Source organism: Streptococcus sp. Marseille-Q5986 (assembly GCF_946902915.1).
Lineage (GTDB): Bacteria > Bacillota > Bacilli > Lactobacillales > Streptococcaceae > Streptococcus.
The window spans coordinates 271,386-290,439 of sequence record NZ_CAMPPY010000002.1; the positions used below are offsets into that span (position 1 = coordinate 271,386).

General features: G+C 41.7%; 15 protein-coding genes, 1 pseudogene and 1 riboswitch. Of the genes and pseudogenes, 1 reads left to right on the forward strand and 15 read right to left on the reverse strand.

Features of this window, described 5'->3' with window-relative positions:
* Positions 1-83 precede the first annotated feature (83 nt).
* The 14 genes from OVN21_RS04800 to OVN21_RS04865 all read right to left on the reverse strand — a co-directional run bounded on the left by OVN21_RS04800 (position 84) and on the right by OVN21_RS04865 (position 16,419).
* Entirely contained in the window at positions 84-1,424 is a 1,341-nt protein-coding gene (locus tag OVN21_RS04800) for a sensor histidine kinase (RefSeq protein ID WP_267247506.1), read from the reverse strand.
* Positions 1,421-2,074, reverse strand: coding sequence for a response regulator transcription factor BgrR (gene bgrR, locus OVN21_RS04805; protein WP_267247507.1), 654 nt, complete (start codon positions 2,072-2,074; stop codon positions 1,421-1,423). Before bgrR ends, OVN21_RS04800 begins: the two co-directional genes overlap by 4 nt.
* Positions 2,075-2,331: 257 nt before the next feature.
* Complete coding sequence (locus OVN21_RS04810) at positions 2,332-4,764, reverse strand: ATP-dependent Clp protease ATP-binding subunit (protein WP_267247508.1); 2,433 nt, start codon at positions 4,762-4,764, stop codon at positions 2,332-2,334.
* Between the two features lies 1 nt (position 4,765).
* A complete protein-coding gene (locus OVN21_RS04815) occupies positions 4,766-5,224 on the reverse strand; it encodes a CtsR family transcriptional regulator (RefSeq protein WP_267247509.1) in 459 nt (152 codons plus the stop codon).
* Between the two features lie 118 nt (positions 5,225-5,342).
* Positions 5,343-6,071 carry an ABC transporter ATP-binding protein gene (locus tag OVN21_RS04820; RefSeq protein WP_267247510.1) on the reverse strand — a complete coding sequence of 243 codons (729 nt, stop codon included), beginning with the start codon at positions 6,069-6,071 and terminating at the stop codon, positions 5,343-5,345.
* Positions 6,071-7,078, reverse strand: coding sequence for an ABC transporter substrate-binding protein (locus OVN21_RS04825; protein WP_267247511.1), 1,008 nt, complete (start codon positions 7,076-7,078; stop codon positions 6,071-6,073). Before OVN21_RS04825 ends, OVN21_RS04820 begins: the two co-directional genes overlap by 1 nt.
* Before the next feature lie 37 nt (positions 7,079-7,115).
* Entirely contained in the window at positions 7,116-7,874 is a 759-nt protein-coding gene (locus tag OVN21_RS04830) for an ABC transporter permease (RefSeq protein ID WP_267247512.1), read from the reverse strand.
* Positions 7,837-8,127: a thiamine-binding protein gene (locus tag OVN21_RS04835; RefSeq protein WP_049532470.1), complete on the reverse strand. Its 291-nt coding sequence runs from the start codon at positions 8,125-8,127 to the stop codon at positions 7,837-7,839. The genes OVN21_RS04830 and OVN21_RS04835 overlap by 38 nt, the downstream gene beginning before the upstream one ends.
* 72 nt (positions 8,128-8,199) lie before the next feature.
* A riboswitch (TPP riboswitch) is annotated at positions 8,200-8,302 on the reverse strand.
* A 103-nt stretch (positions 8,303-8,405) separates the two neighbouring features.
* Positions 8,406-11,039: a DNA polymerase I gene (gene polA, locus OVN21_RS04840; protein WP_267247513.1), complete on the reverse strand. Its 2,634-nt coding sequence runs from the start codon at positions 11,037-11,039 to the stop codon at positions 8,406-8,408.
* An 84-nt stretch (positions 11,040-11,123) separates the two neighbouring features.
* The gene (locus tag OVN21_RS04845; RefSeq protein WP_267247514.1) at positions 11,124-12,233 is read right to left on the reverse strand and encodes an SH3 domain-containing protein; all 1,110 of its coding nucleotides are present in this window, start codon (positions 12,231-12,233) and stop codon (positions 11,124-11,126) included.
* 90 nt (positions 12,234-12,323) lie between these two features.
* On the reverse strand, positions 12,324-12,599 hold the full coding sequence (locus OVN21_RS04850; protein ID WP_045617919.1) for a Veg family protein: 276 nt from the start codon (positions 12,597-12,599) through the stop codon (positions 12,324-12,326).
* A gap of 1 nt (position 12,600) precedes the next feature.
* Complete coding sequence (dnaB, locus tag OVN21_RS04855) at positions 12,601-13,953, reverse strand: replicative DNA helicase (RefSeq protein ID WP_000852476.1); 1,353 nt, start codon at positions 13,951-13,953, stop codon at positions 12,601-12,603.
* Positions 13,954-13,996: 43 nt separating this feature from the next.
* Positions 13,997-14,449, reverse strand: coding sequence for a 50S ribosomal protein L9 (rplI, locus tag OVN21_RS04860; protein ID WP_267247515.1), 453 nt, complete (start codon positions 14,447-14,449; stop codon positions 13,997-13,999).
* Positions 14,446-16,419, reverse strand: coding sequence for a DHH family phosphoesterase (locus OVN21_RS04865; RefSeq protein ID WP_267247516.1), 1,974 nt, complete (start codon positions 16,417-16,419; stop codon positions 14,446-14,448). The genes rplI and OVN21_RS04865 overlap by 4 nt, the downstream gene beginning before the upstream one ends.
* A 196-nt stretch (positions 16,420-16,615) precedes the next feature.
* On the opposite strand from OVN21_RS04865, the pseudogene OVN21_RS04870 reads away from it, so the two are divergent.
* Positions 16,616-17,676: pseudogene (locus OVN21_RS04870) on the forward strand (transposase).
* Positions 17,677-17,794: 118 nt separating this feature from the next.
* Here the strand turns inward: OVN21_RS04870 and pcsB are convergent.
* Positions 17,795-18,988 carry a peptidoglycan hydrolase PcsB gene (pcsB, locus tag OVN21_RS04875; protein ID WP_267247517.1) on the reverse strand — a complete coding sequence of 398 codons (1,194 nt, stop codon included), beginning with the start codon at positions 18,986-18,988 and terminating at the stop codon, positions 17,795-17,797.
* Positions 18,989-19,054 lie beyond the last annotated feature (66 nt).

Consider the following 19,054-nt stretch of genomic DNA (forward strand, 5'->3'; position numbering starts at 1 on the left):
AAAGAATAACACCCATATGTTAACCCTATATGAACCATAACAAAAAAAGAACGGAATGCTTTCCGCTCCTGCTCTTTAAACACCTAATCTGTCTGCAAGCTAATCTTAAATTCCATACCGTGTTCATAAGGGAGAAAACTATAATCCATTTGATAGCTTTCTAGGATATTATTCACAATGTAAAGACCCAAACCGGAACCTTTACCCTTATCTGTCACGATTTGAGAATGATAGAAGATATCAAATAAATGCTCTAGTTCTTGGTCACTTAGAGGCGCACATGTATTTTTGATAGAGAGATAGCCATCTTGCTCAGATATCATCACACATCCATTTTGATCTGAATATTTGATAGCATTACTAATCAGGTTTGTCAAAACCTTATCCAATGCCCTAAGACTCATAACGACCCTTGTAGCATCTGTCAATTGATTTTCAATTGTAACACCTCTTGAATGAGCTAATTCTTGATAACGTGATAAAATATCTACTAAAACTGTTTTCACAGTCAAGGTCTCACGACACTCTGTCCACTCTTGAAATTTAGAAGACTCCAGCACTTCTTCCAATAAGTGGCTCATCTGGTCAATCTTATTTATACTCTTTGCAATATATTTTGGATGATCTTTGTAATCTCCAATATTATACTGCATATTTTCTAAGATAATTCTAAGGCTTGCTAAAGGAGTTTTTAACTCATGTGATGCTCCACGAACAAAGGAAACCTTCTGATTTTGCAACTTAATAATCCGCTCATTGCGTCTCTCTAACTCGTCAATCACCAGCAACAAATTTTCATAAACATCATTGATTTGTTTCCCAACTTCCCCAACTTCATCCTTTCGCGTTTCATCAAAGCGAATATCATGATCCAACTCCTGCATCTTACTTGTAATTTTTGATATATAGAATAGAGGTTCCAACAGACGTTTTGTATAAAAGTAAGAAAAGACAAAAGCAAATACAATCGTTGCTAAAAAAGTATATGGCAGATAAAGAAGCATAATTCGAGTTGCCTCTTTATAGATATCAACACCTTGAATAAATTGAATGGTTACCTTCTTACCGTCAGCTGTCGTAATCTGACGGTCAATAGTCACAATATAGTTAGTGATACTACCTTCTTTAATTTCTAAATCGTGTATGAGGGAAAGTCTCTTATCTAGTACATCAGTTTTTAAGTGTGCAGAAATTCGAAGAGATTTCGAATAGGACTCCAGCAAACTAGGCAGTTCATGAGCATTTTTGCCTTCTAAGTACTTGCTCATAATAGTCGCACTCTCATTAAACTTCTCACCTTCTTGCTGAATGTAATAAAAGGGGAAAGTCAAATAAATCGCAATGTGTATAATCAAGGCAATCCCACCTAGAACGGTAAAACTTCTTAAAAAAGACTTGGTTAATAATTTTGGATTTTTAATCATAAGCTAATTTTATATCCGGTATTTCTCACTGTTACAATGCAATCCAGATCCAACTTCTTACGAAGATTTCGAATGTAAACATCAATTACTCTATCAAGAGGCAAGTCGGCAGGATCATTTGAGATAGACTCTAGTATTTGCTCTCTCGTTAAGACCTGATTTTTATGTTGAATCAAACATTTCAAAACCAATAACTCTTTTGGTTTAATAAAAATTTCCTCATTTCTGACTTGAGCTTTATAGGAAGTAAAATCTACTGTAACATCCTGATAATGCCAGATATCCTCTACAACATAATACCGTCTAAGCAAGGCCTGAATACGCTTGACTAATAGCACCAGTGAAAATGGTTTGGTAACATAATCATCAGCATAAAAGTCAAATACCTGCATCTGGGTCTGCTCATCTCCAAGAGCACTTAAGACAATTACTGGGATATCATGGTTTCCATTAATTTCTTTTAAAACGTCAAAACCACTCCTCTTAGGCAGCATTAAATCTAGCACCATCAAATGGATAGGACATTCGTGAAATTTTTCCAAAGCCTCTTGACCATCCTTGGCTAAAACGACATGGTAACCTGATTCTCTCAAAAAAGCCGCAACTCCTTCTCGAATCATATCCTCATCATCTACAACTAAAATGTTCATCTATTTCCCTTCTTAACCTATCTAAAATTCACTCTTTTGCTAGGTTTACATTATTTTTATTTCATACGCATAAAAAGAAACAGGGCTCTATTGAAATGGTGGAAATTTCAGGAAACTCTGCTCTTTTTCATTCTATACAAATCTTAATACCTATCTATTCTTATTATAACCAATATTTACATATTGTCAACTTGTCACCCTTTGGTTTCATAAAAATAAATACTAAAAGAATCAGGACCACTCCTGATTCTCCATTTTTAAGCAATATCAAATTTTAACTGACCAGCTTTGACACCAATCTTGAGAGTCTTACCTGCTACCAGCTCTCCCTTGAGGAGGAGCTCAGCTAGCTTGTCTTCCACTTCTGTTTGCAGGGTTCTGCGAAGTGGGCGAGCTCCCATTTCTGGATCATATCCTTGGCTTGCCAGTAACTTCAACGCTGAAGCTTGCAATTTCAAGTCGATCCCCTTCTCTGCCAGGCTAGCAATCAATGGTTTGACCATAATCTTAACGATTTCCTGCATGTGTTCGCTATCCAAACTGTGGAAAACCACCTTCTCATCAATACGGTTGATGAATTCCGGTCGATAAGCCTTTTTCAACTCTTCAAATATTCGTTTTTCCATATTTTCCTGGTCAAAACGAATGTCTTTCGCGCCAAAGCCGACCGTCTTGTCATCACGAAGGGCTGTCGCGCCAAGGTTTGACGTCATGATGATAATGGTATTTGAAAAATCAACCTTGCGTCCCTTGCTATCTGTCAAGACACCGTCGTCCAAAACCTGCAAGAGAACATTAAAAATATCTGGGTGGGCCTTCTCTACCTCATCAAAGAGGAGAACGGAGTAAGGTTTGTTGCGAACCTTCTCAGTCAACTCCCCACCTTCTTCGTAACCCACATAGCCCGGAGGAGCTCCATTGAGACGGCTAGCCGCAAATTTCTCCATATATTCGCTCATATCAAAGCGGATAAGGGCTGATTCGTCATCAAAGAGGACTTCTGCCAGAGCCTTGGCCAATTCGGTCTTCCCAACCCCTGTCGGTCCTAGGAACATAAAGGAACCAATCGGACGCTTGTGGCTGCGAATCCCTGACTGGTTGCGGCGAATGGCACGGCTAATACTTGAAACAGCTTGATCTTGACCGATGACACGTTTGTGCAGTTCAGCTTCAAGATTTAGATACTTCTTAGCATCAGTCTGAGTCAGTTTTTGAACTGGGATGCCTGACAATCGACTCAAGGTGGTCAAAATATCAGCCTCTGTCACCAAGTCTTTATAGACAGGCACTTCCTCTTCTTTTGCGATTAGCTGGGCTGCCTGTTTCCACTTGCCATCCATAAGAGCCTTGTCAGCTGGACTCAAGCCGGATTCGTCTGCTTTCACATGCCTGGATTTGTTTTGCACTGTTGCTGCCGCTTCATCCAATAGATCGATGGCAGAGTCTGGTAAGTGACGACTGGTCAAGTAACGATGCGCCATCTTGACAGCTGTTTCAACGGCTTTATCTGTAATTTGCACACGGTGGTGTTTCTCATAGGCAACCTTCAAACCCTGTAAAATGGTCATACTATCGTCCACGCTTGGCTCTTCAATCGTCACTTTGGCAAAACGACGAGAAAGAGCTGCATCCTTTTCGATGTGTTTTTGGTATTCTTCCTGAGTGGTGGCCCCAACTGTTCTCAGAGTTCCACGCGCCAAGGCTGGCTTCAAGATATTGGCCGCATCCAGAGTTGAGTCAATACCGCTACCAGAACCCATGATGGTGTGGAGTTCATCGATAAAGAGAATCACTTTGCCGTCTTCCTCGATATCCTTGATGATGTTGTTCATGCGCTCTTCAAAGTCACCACGGAAGCGTGTCCCTGCAACGACATTCATCAAATCAAGCTCTAACACGCGCATCTTAGCCATTTCCGCAGGTACATCACCACTAGCAATACGCTGGGCAAGACCAAGCGCCAGAGCAGTTTTCCCGACACCCGCATCTCCAACCAAGACAGGATTATTCTTGGTTTTACGGCTCAAGATTTGAATCATACGTGAGATTTCCTTGTCTCGACCGATAACTGGCTCTAACTTGCCAGAGCGTGCTTGCTCCGTCAGGTCATGCGTGTAGTCCTCTAGACCACCACTTTGAGTTTGAGGCATACCCATCATATTTGCCATGGAATTTTGCTTGTCAGATACCGTGCGATGGCGTTGACGCAAAGCCTTAAGGTCTTCTCTTGTCCAACCAGCACGTTCCTCTAAATTGCGACGAAGAGCAGCAATTCTGACCTGATCTTTCTGGTCTTCATAAGAAAAGCCTGCTCTCTCCAAGATGCGAGTCGCCAAAGCATTACCATCATGCAAGATCGCATAGAGGACATGCTCTGTCCCTAGCACCTTTGCATGGACCACTGAAGCCACATACTCTGCTTCTGCAAATAGAACCTCTAAACGATGGGAAAAGGGCAATTCTGTAAAGGTTTCGTCTTGCCCATAGTCCGTTTCAGTCAGTTCTAAAGCAACTTCTTCTAAACGGTCCATTTCATAAGGATAATCATTTAGGGTCGCACCTGCCACACTGTAACTGTGATTGGACATGGCAATCAATAAATGCCAAGACTCTAGGTAACGAGCTCCAAAATGGCTCGCAACCATGTAGGCACTTTCGATACATTCATTCAATGCTTTTGAATAGTTCATCTTACTTCTCTTTTCTATCTACCTCTTGTATGACCTGTCGTAGCATATTAGCTCGACGGACTGGAGCTTCTTCTCCTAAAACACGATCCAAAGCTACTACCACAAGCAAATTCATCTCCTGCTTGGTCATCAAGTCCTGCTCCACCAAAAGCTGGAGAATATCCTCGTAAATCTCCTGACTAACTCGCTCACCAATCGAGTAAAGCAAATCGCGGAGCATCTCATGATGACTGGAAAACTCAATCCGCCCTATGCGAATGTAGCCTCCACCACCACGCTTGCTCTCAACCAAGTAACCCCTACTTTCCGTAAAGCGTGTCTTGATCACGTAGTTAATCTGACTAGGAACAACCTGGAAGGTATCTGCCAACTGGCTCCGTTGCAACTCCACGATACCAAATTGATCTAAAATTGCTTTGATGTAGGCCTCAATATGATCCGATGTATTTTTAAATCTCATAGTAAATCAAACTCCTTCTTTGAACCTTGACTATCTTTGACTATTATACCGAAATTTTTGATTTTTTTAAAGGAAAAGGGCGCTGGTAAAGGATAATCTTCACCAACTCCCTATTTTTCTACTTATCTAAGCCTAATTCTGCTAATATTTGACGTTTGTAGGCAATTTTTTGGACTTCCTTGTCCTCGTCTTCAGACCAATCTAGTTTAATTTCTGAAACAATCTGCCCAGGACGATTTTTCAAGATATAGATGCGATCGCTGAGATTGAGGGCCTCTTCGATGCTATGTGTGATGATGAGGGTCGTCAGTTGCAACTGCTTGTGAATCTCCAGATACCAAGCGTGGAGTTCCATCTTGGTCATCTCATCCAAGGCACTAAAGGCCTCGTCAAGAAGAAAGAGCTTGTGCCCAAAAAGATAGGTCCGGAGTAAGGCTACACGCTGACGCATCCCTCCACTGAGTTCGTGAGGATACTTGTCCCGTACAGCTGTCAACTGGAAGGTCGCAAGGATGTCGTCCGCTCGGGCAATAGCCTCTGCCTTATCCACCTTTTGAATCAAGAGTGGCAGGATGATATTGCCAAGCACCGTCTTGTGTTCCAAGAGTAAATCCTTTTGCAACATATAACTCACGCGTCCCTTAGGATTTTCCTCGCCATCAAGGACAATTCGCCCAGACTGGACTTCTAAAATCCCAGCGATTAGGTTAAAGAGGGTGGTCTTTCCAACACCACTTGGACCTAGGATAGAAACCACTTCACCCGAAGTCACCTGTAGGTTGATATCCTTTAAAATCTTTTCATCGCCATAGGCATAACTTACATGTTCGAGTCTAATTTCTGTCATTATTTCACAAATTCATTGGTAAAGCCTTTGTCTGTCAAGTCTTCTTTAAGGATACCATTTTCTTTATTCCATTTGTAGAAGGCATTCCAGCGAGCTGCATCAAATTGACCCCATTTTTCCTTGTCGCTTGCGTATTCTTTTGACAAGTATTTTTGAGATTCGATGACAAAGTCACGTTTTTCCTTGAGTTCAGGTGCATTCTTGATGAGGATATCAGCTGCTTCCTCTGGATGCTCCATGGCATATTGGTAACCTTTTTTGATAGCTTGGATGACTTTACGTGCTTCTTCTTTGTTATCTTTCAAATAGTCGTTGTTGGCGATGATAACTGGTGAGTAGTAGTCAAACTCCTTGACATAGTCTTTCAAGTACATGAAGTTAGCATCTACACCTTGAGATTTAGCAAGGATACCATCCCAACCATAGTAAATCCAAGCAGTATCAAATACTCCATTAGCAATTGGTGTGATAGAGTTTGAATCATTATTTGGTACTTTTTCGACCTTTTCGAAGTCTCCACCTTGAGATTCTACCAAGGTTTTCAACATAGCAAGTTCAGTCGGGTCATTCCAGGTTCCGTATTTCTTGCCAACCAAGTCCTTTGGACTGCTGACATTGTCCGATTTACGTGAGATGATTCCTGATGTATTGTGCTCTACGATAGCGGCAACGGCAGTGATTCCTGCCCCTTTTTCCAATTTCTTAGCCATGTAGTCTTGGAAATAAATAGCAAATGGCGCCTTGCCATTGATCACCAAATCAGATGAACTTTCTTCTGGTGGCAGTTTCAAGTCAACATCCACTCCAGCTTCTTTGAAATAGCCTTTTTCCTTAGCAACATAGAGCCCTGTGTGGTTGGTATTTGGTGTCCAGTCTAAGATAAAGTCAATCTTCTTGAGTTCTGCCTCTTTTTTGTCCTTCGAAGCAGTTCCTTGACCACAGGCTACAAGCACAACAGCTACAAGAGCTGTTAAAACAGTTAAAAACACTCTCCATGTTTTCTTCATTTTGATTTCCTCTTTTCTTTTTTGAAACATTCTACTTCTACGAACGTTTCCATTTAATAACATATTTTTCACTAATATCAACCAGCTTCATACCCAGAAGACTGATAATCGATACCAGAATAATAATAGCAAACATGGTATCATACTGAAACAGTTTCTTGGACTGAATCATGTAAACACCTAGTCCTTCAAAGCCTCCCAACCACTCAGATACCACTGTTGTGATAAAGGCGTAGGAGACACTGACCCTGAGCCCTGCATAAAAGTAAGGCAGACTGACAGGAATTTTAAAATGCCACAGGATTTGCCAAGGCTTGGCCCGCATCAGACTAAACAAGGTCAGCATATCCTTGTCACAATGCCTAAAACCGTCCAAAATGCTGACGATGATAGGAAAGGTTGTCGTCAAGATAATCAGGACAATTTTGGGCAAAATCCCATAACCTAGCCACAAGACCAGAATAGGGGCTATGGCAATAGTCGGAATAGTCTGAACAACCACCATCATTGGGTAAATCAGATCATTAAGCCAAGTCAAACTGTCCATAAGTACAGCCATGAGACAGGCAATCAAGATTCCCAAAACCAACCCCAGTAAAGCCACTCTCAAGGTCGCCCAGCTATGGTGCCAGAGAAATTCTCTGTCACGAACAAAGGACTGGAGAATTTCAAGAGGTGTCGGCAGGATAAACTTGGGGAGAAGTTTAAGAAAACCTGCTAACTGCCAAATTGACAAGACTCCGAGAAAACCCAATAAACTAATGTGTCGTCTCAGTATACTTTTCAAGTTTCTCATCAATACTTAAAATCTCTCCTACATTTATTTTGACATTGGCAAAGACATTATCTGCCTCCTGCCCTGCCACTTCCAGCGCTTCTTTGAGAATGCGCATAAGCTCATCAAACTCCCCTTCCAAGACCGTTTCAAATGGTGTCACCACCATAGTCACTTCTTGAGCTTGCAGATAAGTAATAACATGATCAATAACAGCTATCCGATCAATCCCCTGTGATAGGGGTAAAACTTGCAAGGCAATGCTTGCTTTCATAAAAACCTCCTCTTCTCAGGCTTCCTTTTGACAAAAAGAAAACCTTTCCCATATATACGGAAAAGGTGCAAAATTCGGCTAAGTATCCTTCCCTACGCTGGCATTACCCAGATCAGGTGCGGTCGAAGTTTAACACTTCCTCTCAGACTGTACACAGACTCCCGTATCTTATATGGACATATGATAACGCAAAAGCAAGGATAAGTCAAGGAAACTGCTTACAGAAAATCTTGAAAAAGAGTTTGAAGGCAAATGCTTCAAACTCTATCATAGCTTTCTTATTTAGCCTCGTACCAAGTTGCCCCTTCATTTTCATCTGCGATAAGGGGAGCACTGAGTTGGATGGCTTCTTCCATGGTTTGTTTCACCAGCGCTTTAATCGCTACTAGTTCTGTCTTTGGAACCTCAAGGACGATTTCATCATGCACTTGCAACAGCATCTTGGTCTGATAGCCATCTTCAACTAGAGCTTTGTCTAGCTGGATCATAGCAATCTTGAGAATATCTGCAGCTGATCCTTGGATAGGAGAGTTAATGGCTGTACGCTCTGCAAAACCACGAATGTTGAAGTTACGCGAATTGATATCTGGCAACTCACGACGACGCTTGAAAAGGGTCTCTACATAGCCCTTATCACGCGCTTCACGCACCACCTCATCCATGTAGTTTTTAATACCTGGGTAACGCTCAAAATAGGTGTCGATGTAGGCTTTGGCTTCCTTACGGCTGATTCCTAGATTATTAGACAAACCAAAGTCTGAAATCCCGTAAACCACGCCGAAGTTAACCGCCTTGGCGTTACGACGGTCGTTTGGAGTCACATCCTCAGGGTGTTCAATCCCAAAGACCCGCATGGCCGTCGAGGTATGGATATCGGCTCCTTCTTGGAAGGCCTTAATCAAGTGCTCATCTTTAGAGATATGCGCCAAAACGCGCAATTCAATTTGCGAATAGTCAGAGCTAAGCAACACGCTATCCTCCCACTCAGGTACAAAAGCCTTACGAATGAGACGACCTTGTTCCAAACGAACAGGAATATTTTGCAAGTTTGGATCCACACTAGACAGGCGCCCTGTCTGAGTCAAATCCTGCACATAGCGCGTGTGAATCTTGCCATCATCCAAAATCCAGTCCTGCAACCCAACCACATAAGTAGATTGAATCTTAGCAATCTGACGGTAGTCTAGAATTTTCTTGACAATCGGAGCAATAGGAGCCAAACGCTCCAGCACATCCACCGCTGTCGAGTAACCTGTTTTGGTTTTCTTGGTGTATTCTAGAGGAAGGCCCAATTTTTCAAAGAGAAGCAGGCCCAACTGTTTAGGTGAATTGATATTAAACTCCTCACCAGCCAACTCATAGATTTCTTGAGTGAGCTGCTCAATGACGACCTCATTTTCAGCCTGCATCTCAAGCAGGGTTTCTTTTTTGACCTTGATTCCAGCGATTTCCATCTTGGCAAGGACAAAAGCCAGAGGTTGCTCCATGTCATAGAGGAGATCTAACTGTCCATGTTCACTGAGTTTTTCAAGTAAAACCGGCTCTGTTTCAACCAATACTGCAGCCTTGCGAGCCAAATGCTCCAAGAATTTCTCTCTCTCAGGGATAGCTTTCTTGACACCCTTACCGTAGAAAGTCTCATCATCAGCCAGATAAGTCTGGCCATAGAGATTCGCAATGGTTGAAATTTCATTATTCTCGACGGTAGAGAGGAGGTATTTGGCCAAACGACTGTCAAAAGCAGGGGCCTGCAGGTTCAAGCCCAAGCGATTTAAAAGAACCTTCGCTTTCTTAAAGTCATACACTTTCAGAGGTGTTTTTTCTAAAAATTCCTTGAAAATCGGCTCCTGCAAGAGCTCAAGTTTGTCTGTAGTGTAAAGTTTATCCCCACAAGACCAAGCAAAACCAACCAAGTCATCTGTATGGTAATTCTCACCAAAGAGTTCAAAGTGGAAGATAGAGTCTGCGCTCAGCATGTCTTGACTGACTTGGTCAATGATAGTGAAATCCAAGCTCTCAGGCGCATCTGCCGATGAAATATTTAGAGCTTGTTTGAACTGTTTGAAGCCCATCTCATCGTAGAATTTCCCGAGATTTTCCACATCTGGCCCATTATAGACCAAATCATCAAGGCCAATCTCAATTGGTGCCTTGGTATCGATAGTTGCCAGTGTTTTAGACAAAAAGGCTTGTTCCTTATCATTGATGAGATTTTCCTTCGTCTTAGAGGCCTTCATCTCATCAATATTTTCATAAATACCCTCGAGCGAGCCATGTTCCAGCAAGAGCTTGATGCCCGTCTTTTCACCGATTTTCGTGACACCTGGGATATTATCAGACTTATCCCCCATAAGAGCCTTAAGATCAATGAACTGAGCTGGTGTGAGGCCCATTTTTTCCATGAGGAAATCTAGTGTAAAGGCCTCAAACTCAGCCACACCTTTCTTGGAAATCTCAACCACTGTATGCTCATCCGTCAACTGGATCAAGTCCTTGTCTCCGCTAACGATTGTCACATCGAAGGAAGCTTTCTCAGCCAAGCGACCTAGGGTCCCGATGATATCATCGGCTTCATACTGAGGTAACTCATAGTGGCGAATCCCAAGATGGTCTAACAACTCACGAATGAAGGGAAATTGTTCACGAAACTCATCTGGAGTTTTAGCGCGACCACCTTTGTAGTCTGCATACATCTCTGTTCGAAAAGTCGTCTTACCTGCATCAAAAGCTACCAAAACATGGCTGGGTTCAACCCGCTCTAAGACATGATTCAACATGAGTTGAAAACCGTAGATTGCATTGGTATGAAGGCCATTAGCATTTTTAAAACGATCCAGCTGCTGATAGAGCGCAAAAAAAGCTCGAAAGGCAACAGAAGATCCATCAATTAATAATAATTTTTTCTTGTCCATACACCCATTATAAAGGAAAGAAGGGAAAAATACCATCGGAAAGAATAGGCAAATGGCAGTGAAGGCCTCTTTTTTATATTCTTTCTAGATCCTAGCTCCGTTACTATCCACTCGATAGCCATCCACAGTAGTATTCACTGCTAAAGCCCCTGAAGCATTGACGTAGTAATACTTTCCTCCTACTTGGAACCACTGGCTAGACTTCATAGCCCCCGAACTCTCCAAATAATACCATGTCCCATTTTCCTTGAGCCATCCTGTCTGCATCTCTCCCGATGTCTTTAAATAATACCAATACGAGCCATCCTTTACCCAACCCGTTGACATGGTACCATTTTCTTTGAAGTGATACCAACTGCCATTTATTCTCTTCCAACCAGTTGCGAGTTTCCCGTTCTCCCGGTAATTCCAAATACCATTTTGCTTCTTCCAACCATTCTCCACCGATTCTGTTTCCATATACTGGACGTATCTCCTCATTCCACTATAGGACAGGTAACTAAGCCACTTATAACCTTCCTTTTCTACGATTTGATCGTAGAAAACATTTTCACCAGGATAGTAGTAGTCAATAACTTGTCCTGTACTTGACGGCTGATTTCGAATGGCAGACTTTTGAGTAAACGTATGAGTCCCACTAGATGCCAGCTCTGGTCTGATAGGATTTCCAGTTCTACCACCATTCCCTACCAAGTCCTTAAAATGGATAAAGCCTGTCATCGAACTAGCCTTGACTTTTCGACGGTTATACTTTTCTCGAACCCCATAATTATACTCTTCGATCTCAATCGTATCCCCTGACACATTTGATACCCAGGCCACGTGCCCATAATAACCTTCTGTCGACCAAGCAATAGCCCCAACTTCTGGCTTAGTATCCACACGGTAGCCTTCTCGCCTTGCACGATGTCCCCATTCATTCGCATTTCCGTAAGCAGGAGGAATCTCAAAGCCATTTACACTACTCAAACGAAAGGCCGCAAAAGAGGTACACTGGCGAGAATACATCCGCCACTGATCGATTTCAACACTACCATTTTTGTAGTGAAGCGGATAGTCATCTCCACGCGCTACACTATCAGCTTGAACCGCTTCCCCACCAAACAAAAAGGTACTTGTAACGAACAAAGTAACCAGCCCTAAACCCAACTGAGTATATCTACTCTTCTTAACTCCTAATTTTAAAAACGTCATTCATTCTCCTTAATAATATAAATTTCCGAGGTGACCCTCGTTTATACTATTCGGGAGAAAAAGAAAAAAGTGAGCAAAGCTCACTTCATTTTAGGATTCTTGGTCTAGGTAGTGAATTAAATTTTTTTCTGTCAAGATATCTGAGTAGGTGAAGGATTCCACATAGACATTGGCTTGTTTGTCTCCTTCAACATCCCCAAATTCAACGATAAATAGGGATGGATAAACCTCAATTAGCTTACCCAATCTATTTTTTTGGCGCTTACGACCATTCTCCAAAGTCATTTCAACGACTTGTCCCTCATGTGCCTTGATTTCTTCTTTGATTTTTTTCATCTTGGCTACATCTGTAAATGCATCTGACATCTTATGCCTCCCTCTTTGAGATACTTGAAAATTTATTGTATTCTTTTTGGAAAATCAATTCCACCGTTCCACGAGCTCCACTACGGTTTTTCTCGATGATAACCTCAACCTTGTTATTTGGAATTCCTTCCTCTTCTTCACCCGCACGATCATAGTAGTCGTCACGGTATAGAAAAGCTACGATATCCGCATCCTGCTCGATAGAACCCGATTCACGAATATCAGACAAGACTGGTCTCTTATCCTGACGCTGTTCCACTCCACGAGATAACTGACTGAGAGCAATGACTGGGACTTTCAATTCCTTGGCTAGAATTTTCAGCTGACGAGAAATTTCAGAAACTTCTTGTTGGCGGTTCTCGCGACCAGTCCCTGTGATAAGCTGTAGGTAGTCTATCAAAATCAATCCTAGATTGCCCGTTTCTTGAGCTAGTTTGCGTGAACGAGAGCGAATTTCCGTGATTCGAATCCCTGGTGTATCATCGATATAGATACTCGCGTTGGCTAGATTCCCTTGGGCAATAGTATACTTTTGCCACTCCTCATCAGTCAATTGACCCGTACGGATAGAATGAGACTCCACCAAGCCTTCGGCCGCTAGCATACGGTCTACTAGACTTTCCGCACCCATTTCCAGTGAAAAGATCGCTACCGTCTTGTCCAACTTAGTCCCAATGTTCTGAGCAATATTCAAGGCAAAAGCTGTCTTACCAACCGCTGGTCGCGCCGCTAGGATAATTAGCTCCTCCTCGTGGAGACCTGTCGTCATATGGTCCAAATCTCGATAGCCCGTTGCAATACCAGTTATATCCGTTGTTTGTTGTGACCGAACTTCTAAGTTCCCAAAGTTGATATTTAAAATATCGCGGATATTCTTGAACCCACTACGATTGGCATTTTCGCTAACATCAATAAGTCCCTTTTCAGCTTGAGCGATGATTTCATCTGCAGGCTTAGAAGCCTCATAGGCTTGGTTGACAGACTCTGTCAACTTGGAAATCAAGCGACGTAGCATAGCCTTTTCGGCTACAATTTTAGCATAATACTCCGCATTAGCTGAAGTTGGTACAGAGTTGACAATCTCAACAAGATAGGACAGACCGCCAATATTTTGGAGATCCCCTTGGCTATCCAAAATCGTCCGAACCGTCGTCGCATCAATCGCTTCCCCACGATCCGACAAGTCTACCATCGCTTGGAAAATCAACCGATGAGCATACTTAAAGAAGTCACGAGAATCAATGTATTCTCGGACAAAAACGAGCTTACTCTCATCTATAAAAATAGCCCCCAGAACAGATTGTTCTGCCAAAATATCCTGAGGTTGAACTCGCAGTTCCTCTACTTCTGCCATCTGACTTTCCTTCCTTTTACAATCTTGTCAAGAAGTTGTAAACTTAACCTTCTTTTACACGAAGATTGATGACACTTGTAACATCTTGATAGATCTTCACTGGTACATCAATCAAACCTACTGCTCGAATTGGTGCTTGCACTTGAATATTGCGTTTGTCAATCTTAATACCGAACTGCTTTTGTAATTCTTCTGCAATCTTCTTGTTAGTGATGGAGCCAAATGTACGGCCATCTGGTCCAACCCTTTCAACAAACTCTACAACCGTTTCTTCTGCTTCAAGCTTAGCCTTGATGGCTTTTGCTTCAGCAATCATCTCAGCATGAGCCTTTTCTTCAGATTTTTGTTTTCCACGCAACTCACCCACTGCTTGAGCAGTTGCTTCCTTGACCAAATTCTTTTTAATCAGGAAGTTTTGAGCGTAGCCAGTTGGTACTTCCTTAATTTCGCCTTTCTTCCCTTTTCCTTTAACATCTGCTAAAAAGATTACTTTCATTCTTCTTTCTCCTTTTCCTTTAATTCTTCCAAGATTAGTTGAGTCAACTTTTCTCCTGCTTCTGACAAACTCATATCCTCGATTTGCGCAGCTGCTAGATTAAAGTGACCTCCACCACCCAGCTCTTCCATAATGCGTTGCACATTGATTTTACTACGACTTCGAGCCGAGATTGAGATAAATCCTTGTGTATTTTTTGCCAGAACGAAACTAGCCTCAATACCGGACATAGCCAGCATTGCATCGGCAGCCTTACTGATAACAACGGTGTTATAAGTGGTTGAATCCTTAGCTTGGGCAATCAAGATATCTGAACCTAACTTACGACCTTGTAAAATGAGTTCATTTACCTCACGATACTCTTCAAAATCTGTCGCAGCAATCTCCTGGATTGCGATACTGTCACTTCCCCGTGTTCTCAGGTAGCTAGCCACATCAAAGGTCCGACTCGTTACGCGAGACGTAAAGTTCTTGGTATCCAGCATCATTCCAGCCATCAGTACGCTAGCCTGCATACGACTCAAGCGATTTTTCTTAGAATTTTGGAACTGAATCAATTCTGTGACCAGCTCACTCGCACTACTTGCTCCACTTTCGATATAGGTGATGACTGCATTCTCAGGGAAATCCTGATCACGTCTATGATGGTCAATAACAATAGTTTGAGTGAACAAATCATAAAAATCTTTTGACAAAGTCAAAGCCGTCTTAGAATGATCCACCAGAATCAATAATGAACGGTTTGTAACTAGCTTCATCGCATCTGTAAGAGATAAGAGTTTCGTAGCATCTTCCTTCTTTAAGAACTGGATAGCACGCTCGATATCTGCTGACATTTTGTCTTCATCATAGACAGCATAACTGTCCTCAATAATATTACCTGCAAACAACTGTATACCAACAGCAGAGCCCAAGGCATCCATATCTAGATTTTTATGACCGACTACAAAAACCTGGTCAACACTTCGAATCTTATCAGAAATGGCTATCATCATAGCTCTCGTACGTGTACGAGTACGTTTGATAGACGCAGCAGTTCCTCCACCGAAGTAGACTGGATTCTTGGTCTCATCATTTTCCTTGACCACCACCTGGTCACCACCGCGAACTTCTGCTAAGTTCAAGTTGAGCAAGGCAATTTTCCCTATCTCTTCATGATTTCCATCACCATAAGAAAATCCCATACTTAAAGTTAGGGGTAGCTGCCTCTGTTTTGATTCTTCTCGGAAAGTATCAATAACAGAGAATTTATCATTCATCAATTCCTCGAGTACTGTGTAATCTGTGAATGAATAAAAACGATCCATCCCCACACGGCGAGAAAACATAGCATACTTACTAGTAAATTCTGAAACAAAATTAGCTACAAAGCTATTGATATGGCTGATATCAGAGTCAGACGTCGCATCCTCCAAATCATCATAGTTATCTACCGAGATGACTCCAATGACTGGACGGCTAGTTACCAATTCGACAGTTGCTTTATATTCCCCAGAAACATCAAAGAAATACAGAACACCCGAAGCCTTGTCCATATGAACAGCATACCGTGTTTCGCCCAAGGTAGCATACGAACCTGGATTCCCAACAGAAGCCTTGATAATGGTTTGAATTAATTCAACATCAATTTCGCCTTCTTCAGTAGTCAAAATTAGCTCAGCATAAGGATTAAACCATTCCACTTCTCCGCTTGATAAGTCTAATTTCAGGACTCCCACCGGCATTTGATCAAGCAAAGTACTCAAGCTATTCTCAGCTTGGTGATTTACATATTGGATTTGTTCAATTTCGCTCTTTTCATACTGTTTTTTTTGCCATACAAATAAAAGCAGATAAAGAAGTACAAATAAAAATAAAACAGTAATTGTTACAGCAATATTATGTGAAAAAATAATCAGCAAAGTTAAGATTCCGAAAGTTGCAAGTCCTAGTAAGACCGCAGAAAACGGGATTAAATTATTTTTTTTCATTCTAAACCTCTTGCGCATTATTATATCACAAAAACCCTTAAAAAGCGACCTTTTAAAAGATGCAAGCCCTTCTTTCATGATTGAGGTAATTTCTCAAAGTAACTTCCACTTTCCTGACCGAAGTGGAAATTCGTCTAAAACGGATTTGTATGGTGGAATTAAGTGCGAGACGTTTGAGTTAGAAATGAAGCCTACTCTGACCAAACAGAAACACCTTACCCTTTCAGACTGTAATGATATCCAACTAGGCTTAGAGCGCGGTGAAACCTTCAAAGCTATTGGACAATCCATTCTAAAAGACCCAACTACTGTTTCAAAAGAAGTCAAACGAAATAGACAAGGCCGAGAGTCTACGTGTGATAACCTTCCTTGCACTTTACTCGATAAGGCTCCCTCTGTCTGTAATGATTGCCCTAAAAGAAGACAAAATTGCGGATTTAAAAAAATCTTCTACCTTGCTAAACAAGTTCAAAAGCAATACGAACAAACTCTTGTCGAGGATCGTGAAAGGACTCCTCTCAATTCTCAGACTTTCTGGGACTCCGAAAAGGATACCTATCTATCGCTCCTATTGACCTAGCCAGAGCCGTTAAATTTAAAGAAAGACGGAAAAATAAGCTACCTTCCATCCCTAAAGAAGCTAAAAAACCGTTCCTCTGAGGATTTTCAAATCTATTTAGCCCTGAATCAACTAGACTCATGGCTGGAAATGGACACGGTTATGGGCAGAATGGGAGGTAAAATCCTAGTCACCTTCAATCTTTCCTTCTGTAACTTTATCTTCGCTAGGCTGCTGGAGAATAAAACTGCCCTTGCGGTTACCAAACACCTCATGATATTAAGAACACTCTTCACCAAGCGAACAAAGACTTTTTCCAACTCTTTCCCGTCATTCTTACCGATAATGGTGGAGAGTTTGCCAGGGGCGATGATATCGAAATGGATGTTCGAGGAGAAAGTAAACTTTTCTTTTGTGACCCTAATCGCTCTGACCAGAAAGGGAGAATTGAGAACATTCACACGCTGATTCGCGACATTCTACCTAAAGGAACTTCTTTTGACAACTTCATTCAAGAGGACATCCATCTCCTCTGTTCGCATGTCAACAGTGTCAAACGCGCTGCTTTGAATGGAGAGTCAGCCTATGAACTCTTTGCCTTTACTTACGGAGAAGGGATTCCTAAGCTTCTTGGTATTTCTAAAATACCTGCAGAAGACGGCTGTCAATCTTCTAAATTACTTCAACAGTGGTTCTAAAAACGAACCTTCAACCCCATTCAAACGTCTCACTCTAACTTCCACCATAGCGGAACTTAGTTTGGGAATTTAGCCAAATAATAAAAGAGACTCAAATTGAGCCTCTTCATTTCATTCATTAGTTTGGATAGATGTAAGTAACATAACCTTCAGATGTTGTAGTTGGGTTGAACCATCCACGCTTGTTACTGATTGTACGATCCCCACCATAGTTTGATTCTGATACTTGAATACGAGTAGTTGAATCAACTGCTGTAACAACCGCTACGTGTCCATAGCCGCCATCATTCCAACATGCAATCGCACCAACTTGTGGTTGAGAACCAGTACGGAAACCTGCAGCAGCTGCACTTGTAGCCCACTGTGCTCCGTTACCCCAGTAATCTCCAGCCCAAGGTGCTAATGTTTTAGCTCCCCAAGTACATTCACCAGTTGGATAACTTGAAGCATTTGTACTGTATGTTGGACGTTGTCTAGTAGGAGTCGGAGTGTAGCTTGAGTCCTCGTCGTTAGATACTGACGTTGCTTGCACTTGAGCTGAGAAACTTGTGTTTCCTGAAGCAAGCACTGATTGTTGTTGACTTGTTTGACGTGCTTTATAAGCTGCCTCTGCTTCAGCTGCTGCTTTCGCTTCTGCCTCTGCTGCTGCTTTCTGTTCCAACAAAGTAGCTTTCTCGCCTTCTGCAGTAGCTTTTTCTGCAGCAAGATTCAACTCAGCAACTTTTAACTCCGCCTGTTTTGTTATCAATGCTTGTGCATCGTCAGCAAGCGTTTGTTGGTTCGCAATAACTGTATTGATAGCTTCATTATTTGCGACTTGTTTTTCTGAAATTGATTTTTTATCAGCTTTTTGTTGCTCTAACATTTTGTTGTTAGCTGATACAATCTCGCTCATCGCTGCAACACGTGAAATAGCTTCCGTAATTGATTTTGAGTTTACAATTGTATTGATGTAACTAGTTGCAGCACCGTTTGTTTGTGCGCTACGTGCTTGTTTTTCCAAAGATTCATTACGAGCAACAATGTTCTTAGAAAGCTCTGTAATTTCTCCTTCAAGTTTTTTAGATTCCGCTTGTAGTGTTTCATTTTCAGCTTGCAAGTTTGTTTGCTGTGTTTGAATGGCTGTAACTTGCGTTTGGATTTCATCTACCTGTTTTTGAGCTTCTTTTTGTTGAGCTGTCAAGTCACTAATCTTACTATCTTGAGCAGCAATTTTTTCATCAGTTGTTTCAGCGTAAACAGTTGTTAACACCGCCACTTGAGACACTAATACTGTACTTAATAAAAGTGACGCTAAGATTTTTTTCTTCATATTGTGTAGATACTCCTTCTATTTAAGACATTACTAGTATACCAAAAAAAGACATAATAAATATTA

Bases quoted from the DNA above. Each gene is read 5' to 3' on its own strand.
- polA (WP_267247513.1), bottom strand. From the start codon at position 11,039: ATGGACAAGAAAAAATTATTATTAATTGATGGATCTTCTGTTGCCTTT.
- OVN21_RS04825 (WP_267247511.1), bottom strand. From the start codon at position 7,078: ATGAAGAAAACATGGAGAGTGTTTTTAACTGTTTTAACAGCTCTTGTA.
- OVN21_RS04815 (WP_267247509.1), bottom strand. From the start codon at position 5,224: ATGAGATTTAAAAATACATCGGATCATATTGAGGCCTACATCAAAGCA.
- OVN21_RS04820 (WP_267247510.1), bottom strand. From the start codon at position 6,071: ATGACAGAAATTAGACTCGAACATGTAAGTTATGCCTATGGCGATGAA.
- dnaB (WP_000852476.1), bottom strand. From the start codon at position 13,953: ATGGCAGAAGTAGAGGAACTGCGAGTTCAACCTCAGGATATTTTGGCA.
- OVN21_RS04845 (WP_267247514.1), bottom strand. From the start codon at position 12,233: ATGACGTTTTTAAAATTAGGAGTTAAGAAGAGTAGATATACTCAGTTG.
- OVN21_RS04865 (WP_267247516.1), bottom strand. From the start codon at position 16,419: ATGAAAAAAAATAATTTAATCCCGTTTTCTGCGGTCTTACTAGGACTT.
- OVN21_RS04835 (WP_049532470.1), bottom strand. From the start codon at position 8,127: ATGAAAGCAAGCATTGCCTTGCAAGTTTTACCCCTATCACAGGGGATT.
- OVN21_RS04800 (WP_267247506.1), bottom strand. From the start codon at position 1,424: ATGATTAAAAATCCAAAATTATTAACCAAGTCTTTTTTAAGAAGTTTT.
- bgrR (WP_267247507.1), bottom strand. From the start codon at position 2,074: ATGAACATTTTAGTTGTAGATGATGAGGATATGATTCGAGAAGGAGTT.
- OVN21_RS04810 (WP_267247508.1), bottom strand. From the start codon at position 4,764: ATGAACTATTCAAAAGCATTGAATGAATGTATCGAAAGTGCCTACATG.
- pcsB (WP_267247517.1), bottom strand. From the start codon at position 18,988: ATGAAGAAAAAAATCTTAGCGTCACTTTTATTAAGTACAGTATTAGTG.
- OVN21_RS04850 (WP_045617919.1), bottom strand. From the start codon at position 12,599: ATGTCAGATGCATTTACAGATGTAGCCAAGATGAAAAAAATCAAAGAA.
- rplI (WP_267247515.1), bottom strand. From the start codon at position 14,449: ATGAAAGTAATCTTTTTAGCAGATGTTAAAGGAAAAGGGAAGAAAGGC.
- OVN21_RS04830 (WP_267247512.1), bottom strand. From the start codon at position 7,874: ATGAGAAACTTGAAAAGTATACTGAGACGACACATTAGTTTATTGGGT.